10 protein-coding genes are annotated in these 8,086 nt (G+C 65.5%); 5 read left to right on the top strand and 5 right to left on the bottom strand.

The window, feature by feature from the left end; genetic code table 11:
* Nucleotides 1–117: 117 nt before the first annotated feature.
* Nucleotides 118–531: a helix-turn-helix domain-containing protein gene (locus CF161_RS00515; protein WP_020294571.1), complete on the bottom strand. Its 414-nt coding sequence runs from the start codon at nt 529–531 to the stop codon at nt 118–120.
* A gap of 87 nt (nt 532–618) precedes the next feature.
* Here CF161_RS00515 and CF161_RS00510 point away from each other — a divergent pair, with 87 nt between their 5' ends.
* Nucleotides 619–1,473, top strand: a complete 855-nt coding sequence (locus tag CF161_RS00510) for an SDR family oxidoreductase (RefSeq protein ID WP_020294570.1) — start codon at nt 619–621, stop codon at nt 1,471–1,473.
* A gap of 22 nt (nt 1,474–1,495) precedes the next feature.
* Here the strand turns inward: CF161_RS00510 and CF161_RS00505 are convergent, their stop codons facing one another.
* Both CF161_RS00505 and CF161_RS00500 read right to left on the bottom strand, forming a co-directional pair.
* A complete protein-coding gene (locus tag CF161_RS00505) occupies nt 1,496–2,437 on the bottom strand; it encodes an alpha/beta hydrolase (RefSeq protein WP_020294569.1) in 942 nt (313 codons plus the stop codon).
* 125 nt (nt 2,438–2,562) lie between these two features.
* Nucleotides 2,563–3,816 carry a DUF4303 domain-containing protein gene (locus CF161_RS00500; RefSeq protein WP_020294568.1) on the bottom strand — a complete coding sequence of 418 codons (1,254 nt, stop codon included), beginning with the start codon at nt 3,814–3,816 and terminating at the stop codon, nt 2,563–2,565.
* Between the two features lie 383 nt (nt 3,817–4,199).
* Here CF161_RS00500 and CF161_RS00495 point away from each other — a divergent pair, with 383 nt between their 5' ends.
* A complete protein-coding gene (locus CF161_RS00495) occupies nt 4,200–5,099 on the top strand; it encodes a polysaccharide deacetylase family protein (RefSeq protein ID WP_043228271.1) in 900 nt (299 codons plus the stop codon).
* A gap of 72 nt (nt 5,100–5,171) precedes the next feature.
* Here CF161_RS00495 and CF161_RS00490 read toward each other — a convergent pair whose 3' ends face one another.
* Nucleotides 5,172–5,489, bottom strand: coding sequence for a DUF2388 domain-containing protein (locus tag CF161_RS00490; RefSeq protein ID WP_020294566.1), 318 nt, complete (start codon nt 5,487–5,489; stop codon nt 5,172–5,174).
* Nucleotides 5,490–5,613: 124 nt separating this feature from the next.
* Complete coding sequence (locus CF161_RS00485; RefSeq protein WP_020294565.1) at nt 5,614–6,504, bottom strand: LysR family transcriptional regulator; 891 nt, start codon at nt 6,502–6,504, stop codon at nt 5,614–5,616.
* A 99-nt stretch (nt 6,505–6,603) separates the two neighbouring features.
* On the opposite strand from CF161_RS00485, the gene CF161_RS00480 reads away from it, so the two are divergent.
* From CF161_RS00480 to CF161_RS00470, 3 genes are all read left to right on the top strand, one after another.
* Nucleotides 6,604–7,266, top strand: a complete 663-nt coding sequence (locus tag CF161_RS00480) for an NADPH-dependent F420 reductase (RefSeq protein ID WP_020294564.1) — start codon at nt 6,604–6,606, stop codon at nt 7,264–7,266.
* 140 nt (nt 7,267–7,406) lie between these two features.
* Nucleotides 7,407–7,916: a sigma-70 family RNA polymerase sigma factor gene (locus CF161_RS00475; RefSeq protein ID WP_020294563.1), complete on the top strand. Its 510-nt coding sequence runs from the start codon at nt 7,407–7,409 to the stop codon at nt 7,914–7,916.
* A partial coding sequence (locus tag CF161_RS00470; protein ID WP_020294562.1) for a DUF4880 domain-containing protein occupies nt 7,913–8,086 on the top strand: 174 nt, incomplete at its 3' end. The genes CF161_RS00475 and CF161_RS00470, both read left to right, overlap by 4 nt.

Genomic DNA, 8,086 nt, shown 5'->3' with positions numbered 1-8,086 from the left:
CCAGCGTGGTTTAACGGGGCGCTTAGATCAACATCAAGAGCAAGACGGCGGCTTTCCGGCCGGCCTGGTTTTGATTCGTTCGCGTCCTTGTAGCCGCTGCCGAGCCTGCGGCAGCGGCTACAGGGGCAGTTGTGGTGAATCGTCGCGTTCACGGCGAAAGGCCATGATTGCCGGCAGTTTTTCTTCGATCCAGTCCACCAGCGCCTGGACCCGTTGCGCGGCTTCCTGGCCCAGGGGCGTCAGGCTGTATTCGACGTGGGGCGGCACCACGGGCAATGAGCGGCGCAGTACCAGGCCGTCGCCTTCGAGGCCTTGCAGGGTCTGGGCGAGCATTTTTTCGCTGACCCCGCCGATCTTGCGTCGCAGGTCGCTGAAGCGGTGGGTGCCGCCGAGCAGGATCACCAGCACCAGTACGCCCCAGCGATTGGTCATGTGCTTGAGCACATCCCGGGACGGGCAATGGGCGTCCATCAGTTCGCCGCGTCGCAGCTTGGCGCTCAAGGGCAGGGGCAGGTCTTCGGAAACGCTCATGGTACTTACCTTTTTGTACGTACTTACTAAAAGTTAGCCAGGGCGATAGGGTGGGCGCTCTCTCGTCTGCACACAAGGATTTTCCCCATGATTGCTATCACAGGTGCCACCGGACAGTTGGGTCGTCTGGTGATCGATGCGTTATTGCAACGGGTGCCCGCCAGCGAAGTGCTGGCCTTGGTACGCGACCCCCTCAAGGCCCGGGACCTGACTGCCCTGGGCGTCACCGTGCGCCAGGCCGATTACAGCCAGCCGCAAACCCTGGCCACAGCCTTGGTCGGCGTCGAGCGCCTGTTGCTGATTTCCTCGAACGAAATCGGCCAGCGCACTGTGCAGCATCGCGCGGTGATTGATGCGGCCAAGGCCGCCGGTGTCAAACTGCTGGCCTACACCAGCGTGCTGCGGGCCGATACCTCGGCCCTGGGGCTGGCGGCGGAACATCTCGCCACCGAACAGGCATTGCGCGCCTCGGGCCTGGACCATGTGTTGCTACGCAATGGCTGGTACAGCGAAAACTACAGCGCCGGCTTGCCCACGGCCCTGGAGCACGGTGTGTTGTTGGGCGCCGCCGGCCAGGGCCGCATCGCTTCGGCGGCTCGTGCTGATTACGCCGAGGCCGCCGCCGTGGTGCTGACCAGCGAAGGCCAGGCCGGGCGAGTCTACGAACTGGCCGGCGACAGCGCCTACACCCTTGAGCAACTGGCGGCGCAAACCGCCCGCCAGTCCGGTAAGCCCCTGGTTTATCAGAATCTGTCCCAGGAGGAGTACCAGGCTGCGCTGCTGGGCATCGGCCTGCCCGAAGGGTTCGCCGTACTGCTGGCCGACTCCGACGCGGCTGCGGCCAAGGGCGCGCTGTTCGATGACGGCCAGCAACTGAGCCGGCTGATCGGGCGCGGCACCACGCCGATCGCCGACTCGGTGGCGGCTGCGCTCGAAGGCTGAGCGCCAACGCCGGGCAATGGCCTTATCCGGTAGGTTTCGCAGTAGGCAGGCCACCGGCCATTTTGGCCGGTGGCTTGGCCTGCATCAGGGTGTTGATGGCCTGGCGATAGCGGTTGCCGGCCAGGCTCATGCTGTTGTTGTGGGTGCCGCCCGGGATCAGCAGCAGTTGCTTGGGCTGTTGCGCGGCGTTGAACAGTTGCTGGCTGAAGCGCGACGGCACGTAGCGGTCTTCCAGGCCGTGGACCACCAGCAGCGGCATGCCGATGCGGTCGATCTTGTCGATCGAGTCGAACTTCTGCGACAGCAGCCAGCGCACCGGCAGCGAGGTGTTGCCGATAGCGGCGGCCGCATCGGCCAGGCTGGTAAAGGAGGACTCGATAATCAACCCGCGCGCGGCCACCGGCGTGTGGTTGCGGGCGGCTTGCTGCCCCAGTTCGGCCGCCAGGTCCACGGCCACCGCGCCGCCCAGTGAGTGGCCGTAGATCAGGCGTTTGCGTGCGTCGGGTTGCAGCACCAGGAGTTTGTCCCAGGCGATGCGTGCGTCCTGGTACACGCTGCGTTCCGAGGGCAGGTCGCCCTGGCTTTGGCCGAAACCACGGTAGTCGATGGCCAGCACCGAATAGCCCAGGGCATGCAGTTGCTCGATGCGAAACAGCTGGCCGGTGAGGTTCCAGCGCACCCCGTGCAAGTACAGAATCGCCGGCGCATCGGCGCGGGCCGCCGGCCACCACCAGGCATGAATGTTCTGCCCGGCCTTGAGAGTCTTGGGCGTCAGCTCCAGTTCGCGCACGGTTTTGGGCAGGCCGTGGTACCAGCCGGCCGTACCGGGCTCGATGCGAAACACCAGTTTGCGTTCCTGGTGTTCCAGCACCTGGCAGCCCACCGGCACCCCGACCAGAAAAAGGGCCATGCACAGCAGGGACAGCCAGCGCCGGCCAGCACGCTTGAGCAGGGATGCAGTCATGGAAGGGGTCACCACGCAGAAAACACAGAGCACGGGTTTTAACAGAACTGCCGCCGTCGCGCGTCTGGAATTCGGCGGACGGTGCGGCAGATGTTTTACAAAATGCTGGGCAACCGGCTGGCCTCTCAGCTGTGGCGCAAGCCTTCCAGGCCCAGTTGCGCCAGGTAGCGGACCTTTTCGTCGTCATCCTGCAGCGCTTGCAACAAGCCCTGGATGGCCTGAGCCTGGGCGGCGGCGCCGAGCCAGCGGTTGTTCAGGACACAGGCGGCGTGGCGGCGGATCACCCGGTAGGGCGAGGCCAGGCCCGCCAGGGCCTGGGGCAGGTCCTGATCGTTGATGGTGGTGAAGGAGCTGCCTGGCTTGAGGGCCTCTTCCACCGCTGCGGTCACCCCCGGACGTTGTTCGAGCAGGCTGATCAGCACGCTGTAATCCAGGGCCGCCGGTTGCGTGCGCTTATCGTTGATGTGGCTCAACGGCGTGCAAAGCCCCTCCACCGCCACATCGTCGGCCTGCCCCAGCAACCACTCGACATCGCCCAGGCAGGCCAGGGCCCTTGCACACCAATGGCGCGTGGTCTCCTGCTTGGCCTGGCCCAGGCGCTGGCGCAACGCCTCGATCACCGCCGTGTCGGCATGCCCGGCCAGGCCCAGGATACGGGCGATGGCATAGGGGTCTTTGACCTGGTGCAGGCGTTCGATCAAGGCGCTGCTGGCACGGGGCCCCTGGGCGATCAGCCAGGCTTGGGCTTCTTCGGAACCGATGCGCTGAGTGCGTTGCAGGCGGTCGAGGTAAAAGCTCAGCTGTTCGGCATAGGGCAAGGTGGCGATTTCTTCGCGCAGGCGGTCGATGGCGACCTCTTCGGGAAAGTGCCAGGCAAACAGCTCGGGGAGCATGCTGGCCCGGGCCAGGCCGACTTCGTCGTTGAAATCATGGAACAGCGCGACGAAATGCCGATCGACCCGGGGGTCGTCCTTGAAGTGTTCGCGCAAGGCCCGGGCCGCCTGCGCCACGCTGGCGACGAACTGCGCTTCGACCTCTTGCCAATGTTGCGGGCCCGCGCGGTTGGCTTCGATTTGCAACGGCTGATCCCAGGCCTGCAGCGCCGGGTTGGCGTAGTCATCGAGCTCCCAATCCCAGCGCCAATCGGCGGGGTTCCAGCGCACGCCGCTGATGTCCCGGGGCTGGCCTGGGCCATGATCTTCCTCCAGGGTGGCCTCGCTGCTGACGGCGAGAGAGGGCAGGTCGATCACCCGATCCTCTTCGCGGTAACTGGCATGAAAGGCCACGGCATAGGGCGCGGGAATGCCCTCGTTCAACAGGGTTTCCAGTGTGTCGCGGGCGCTGTCGAACAGGGCGTTCTGCAGGGCGTTCCAATCCATGGCGGGGGTCCTTGGCAAGCAGTGGGCGGCGCTGGAGCACGCCGCGGTGGCGAACTCTGGCTCAGCTGTCCGGCCTTGTAAAGCCTGTGCTTGAGCCTTCAGCGCGACGGTGTCGTTGCGCAAGGGGTGATTGCCGGGCGGGGGGGCTGAACTCGTGGGCCGGGCGCCAGTCCTATGGCTCACGCAGAGGCTGCTCAAGTGGCCCGGCGGCGCTGGAGTCCAGCGTGCATGACCGTTGGCCCCGCTCAAGGAGAGAGTAAAAAAATCACCTTGAGCTGCCGCCGTGATCGGTGGCGCCAGGTGCCGACCTGGCACTCGTCCGGGCCGCAACGCCCCAGGCGTTGGGGCGGGTGTCGCACTTGCTGCGGATCGACGCGACCACCATGAAACATCTCACTGGCCTGTTGTGCGCCTTGGCCATCGCTGGCGCTCTGGGCGGCTGTATCAGTGCGCCGATCGAACTCACGGCGCAGACGCAACAGCGCTTGAAAACCCAACCGCCGATCCGCTTTTTGCTGACCTTTGATGACGGCCCCAGCGCCTCGAGCCTGTTCAATCCAACGCAGTCGGTGCTCGATGACCTGGCGCACAACCCGTTGCTGCCGGGAATCAAGGCGGTGTTTTTCGTCCAGACCCGCGCGTCCCGTGCCGGTGGCAGCGAGATTGGCCGCGAGCTGATGGCCCGCGAGCATGCCCAGGGCCATCTGCTGGGTTTGCACACCGCCACCCCGTGGCACACCAACCACCGCTCCCTGAGCCCGGAGCAACTCGAACAGTCACTGAGCGATGGCAGCGCCGACCTCGCGGCCATCAGCGGCGCGCCGACGAGCCTGTTGCGCCCACCGTTCTGGAATTACGACAAACGCACCTTTGCCGCCTACCAGCGCCATGGCTTGCAGGTGCTGCTGACCGACTTGAGTGCCAATGACGGCAAGGTCTGGGGCATTACCGCCAGCCCGCGACGCCGGGCCAATCTGCTGCGCCAGTTGTCCGAAGTGCGCGAGCAGATCGCCGTGGGCGCGCTGCCGGAGGTGGATGGGGTGATTCCGCTGGTGGTGACCTTCCATGACCTCAACCGCTACACCGCACGGCACCTGCAGGAGTACCTGCAGATCCTGATGGACAGCGCGCGCGCCACGGGTGTGGCCACCGCCGAAAAACCCTTCTACGACGACACCCGGCAACTGCAACGCGCGGTCATGGCCCGCACCGTGCGCAGCAGCGCGCAAAGCGTGCACCTGCCGGGCATGTGGAATTGGTTGTGGGCTGCCGACAGCCAATAAAGCTCAGTCACGCTCCCCATTCACCCGGCCCATCTCCAGCGTTCGTGACGGCCAGCGGCTACAAGGTGGCGTCTACCGCGCGGCTATCGCCTGGGCCAGTTGGTCGTCGCTCATGTGCGGCGCGGGGGAGTGGCTGTGGTAGTCGCGCACGGCGCGTTCAAATTGCGCGCCGCGAATCGCGCCGTTCGAGGCGACAAAGCTGGTGGCGTCATCTTTGGCGAAGCTGAGAAATGTTCGCGGCTCGGTGGTGAAGGCGCTGGTGAGCAGGGTGCCGCCGATGCTGTACAGGGTAGAACTGTCGGAGGGAGAACCTCGGCCTTCCATGGCCCAGGCCGGCAGGGCAGCGAGGATCAGGGTGGCGGCGAGGGTGAGGCGTTGGCAAAGATCCATGTCGGTTCGGCATCCTGGTGGCAAGAGGCGCATTGAAACTCGCCGCTCGCCAGCCTAAACCTGCGCACGGGCAGGCGCCATGCCAAGCGCCATAAAAAACCGGCCCGGCGCATACCGTTCAGGATCAGCCGCCAAAGCGCGCCAGCGCCGCCTCGATAAAGTGCCGCACCTTGGCGGTCTTCTGCCGATGGGCGGTGTACAGCAGGTGCATCTGCCGGCTCGGCGCGCTGAAGTCGCTCAGCAGGCGCACCAGATCGCCCCGTTGCAGCGCCGGCGCCAGAAAATCCTCCGGCCCCAGGACCACGCCAAAGCCGTCCAGCGCGGCGCTCATCAGCGCCTTGCTCTCGTTGACATGCAAGCGGCTGCTGACCTGCACCCGGTGCACGGTGGTGCCTTGGTTGAAGGTCCATTCGCTGTCGGCCGGGCGCGACCAGTAGGCGTAGCCCAGGCATTCATGCTGCTCAAGGTCGCTCGGCACTTGGGGCGTGCCGCGCTCGGCCAGGTAGCGCGGCGCGGCGCAGGCCACCAGCCGATAAGGCGCCAACGGCCGCGCGGTGAGGCTGGAGTTGGCCAGGGGGCCGATGCGAAACGTCACCTCGAAGCCTTCCTCCACCAGATCGACGAAGCGATCGGTCAGGTGCAGATCGATCTCCACCTCCGGGTGCAGGCGCAAGAAGTCGGTGACCAGGGGCATCAGGCTGTAGGAACCAAAGGTCACCGGTGCGCTGATTTTCAGCTTGCCGCGAGGGGTGTCGTTCATGATCTGCGCCAGGGAATCGGCGGCCTGGGCTTCGCTGACAATGTGTTTGCAGCGCTCGTAATAGGCGCTGCCCAGCTCGGTCAGGCTCTGGCGCCGAGTGGTGCGGTTGAGCAGTCGTGCGCCCAGTCGCTGCTCGAGCGCGGCCACATGTTTGGCCACCATCTGCGCCGACATGCCCAGGCGCTCCGCTGCGCGGGCATAGGACCCGGTGTCGGCCGCCATCACAAAGGCGCCCATGCTGGTCAGGCGATCCATTCAATACTCCTGGTAATGAGTCTATGTAAGAGGTGACGATTTATCTGATTCTGGTAGCTAATCATCATAGGGCCTTCTTACCCAAGAGCGGAGAACGACATGCGTATTGGCATTATCGGAGCAGGTTTTATCGGGCGCGCCGTGGCGCAACTGGCGCTCAAGGCCGGGCATTCAGTGATGCTCAGCAATTCCCGGGGGCCGCACACCATGAGCAGCGTGCTCAGTGGCATCAGCGGCTGCGAGGTGGGCACGGCCGAGGAGGCGGCGCGGTTTGGCGAGGTGGTGCTGGTGGCGATTCCCTTCGAGCATTACGCCAGCATTGCCCCCCAGTGGCTGGCGGGGAAAACCCTGTGGGATGCCAACAATTACTACCCGGACCGCGACGGCCATATCGCCGCCCTCGATCGCTTTGAAATCACCACCAGCCGCCTGCTCGCCGAGCACTTTGCGCAATCGAAGGTGGTCAAGGTGTTCAACGCCATCCTCGCCCAGGACCTGTTGCAGGACAGCCGGCCCAAGGCCGCGCCCGACCGCCGTGCGCTGCCGATCGCGACGGACGACGCCCAGGCCAGGGCCCAGGTGATCGAGTTTCTGGACCAGATCGGTTTCGACGCCGTCGATGGCGGTGGCCTGGATCAGAGTTGGCGCTTTGAGCGGGCCAAGCCGGCGTACTGCGTGCCGCTGGGCCAGGAGGGGCTGCGCGCGGCCCTGGCGGCGGCCGAGCGCGAGGTGGAGTTGCCCCTGGGGTCTTGGCGGCGCTGAGCGAGCCAGGGTAATCGACGGGAATCACCCATAGGGAAGAGGGCGGTCCGGTAAAGGCGACGAAAGAAGGTGTGCCAGGGAGCGATATTAAATAGAATGAGTCTCATTTGATTTAACGTGCCACGCCGGGTGCCCTTGCCATGAATGATGCCGTACTGCCAACGGAGCACACCCTCGACAACCTGTACCGTGACCACCGCAGTTGGCTCGAAAGCTGGCTGCGGCGGCGCCTGGGCAACGCCTGGGATGCCGCCGACCTGAGCCAGGACACGTTTTTGCGCGTGCTGGGCAGCGCCCAGCCCCTGGCCCAGTTGCAGGAGCCACGGGCTTATCTGCTGACCGTGGGCAAGCGCCTGCTGATCAACTTTCACCAGCGGCGCAGCCTCGAGCAGGCCTACCTCAACGCCCTGGCGACCCTGCCCGAGGCCTGCGTGCCCTCGCCGGAACAGCGCTGGATTCTCCTGGAAACCCTGCAAGCCCTGGATGAACTGCTCGACGGTCTGCCGAGCGGGGTGCGCCGGGCGTTTCTCTGGAGCCAGCTGGAAGGCCTGGGTTACCGCGAGATTGCCGAGCGCCTGCGGGTGAGCGAGCGCACGGTCAAACGCTACATGGCCCAAGCCTACGAACACTGCCTGCTGGTGGACCTGTGAACCCGGCCCCCGCCAGCGATCCGCGCCAGGTCGCCCGCGCCGCCGCCCAGTGGCTGGCATTGCTGGAGTCGGGCACCGCCAGCGAGGGCGACCAGCAGGGCCTGCAACAATGGCGCGAGCGCTGCGCCAGTCACGAACAGGCCTGGCAGAAAGCCCAGATGCTGCGCCAA

Source organism: Pseudomonas sp. CF161, from assembly GCF_000416215.1.
In the GTDB taxonomy this organism is placed as follows: Bacteria; Pseudomonadota; Gammaproteobacteria; order Pseudomonadales; family Pseudomonadaceae; genus Aquipseudomonas.
The sequence above is the reverse complement of the archived record's forward strand: the minus strand, read 5'-3'. Positions and strand labels throughout refer to the sequence as shown.

Excerpts from the sequence above, each read along its gene's own strand:
- CF161_RS00475 (WP_020294563.1), top strand. The coding sequence starts at position 7,407 with ATGAATGATGCCGTACTGCCAACGGAGCACACCCTCGACAACCTGTAC.
- CF161_RS00505 (WP_020294569.1), bottom strand. The coding sequence starts at position 2,437 with ATGACTGCATCCCTGCTCAAGCGTGCTGGCCGGCGCTGGCTGTCCCTG.
- CF161_RS00495 (WP_043228271.1), top strand. The coding sequence starts at position 4,200 with ATGAAACATCTCACTGGCCTGTTGTGCGCCTTGGCCATCGCTGGCGCT.
- CF161_RS00510 (WP_020294570.1), top strand. The coding sequence starts at position 619 with ATGATTGCTATCACAGGTGCCACCGGACAGTTGGGTCGTCTGGTGATC.
- CF161_RS00490 (WP_020294566.1), bottom strand. The coding sequence starts at position 5,489 with ATGGATCTTTGCCAACGCCTCACCCTCGCCGCCACCCTGATCCTCGCT.
- CF161_RS00485 (WP_020294565.1), bottom strand. The coding sequence starts at position 6,504 with ATGGATCGCCTGACCAGCATGGGCGCCTTTGTGATGGCGGCCGACACC.
- CF161_RS00480 (WP_020294564.1), top strand. The coding sequence starts at position 6,604 with ATGCGTATTGGCATTATCGGAGCAGGTTTTATCGGGCGCGCCGTGGCG.
- CF161_RS00515 (WP_020294571.1), bottom strand. The coding sequence starts at position 531 with ATGAGCGTTTCCGAAGACCTGCCCCTGCCCTTGAGCGCCAAGCTGCGA.
- CF161_RS00500 (WP_020294568.1), bottom strand. The coding sequence starts at position 3,816 with ATGGATTGGAACGCCCTGCAGAACGCCCTGTTCGACAGCGCCCGCGAC.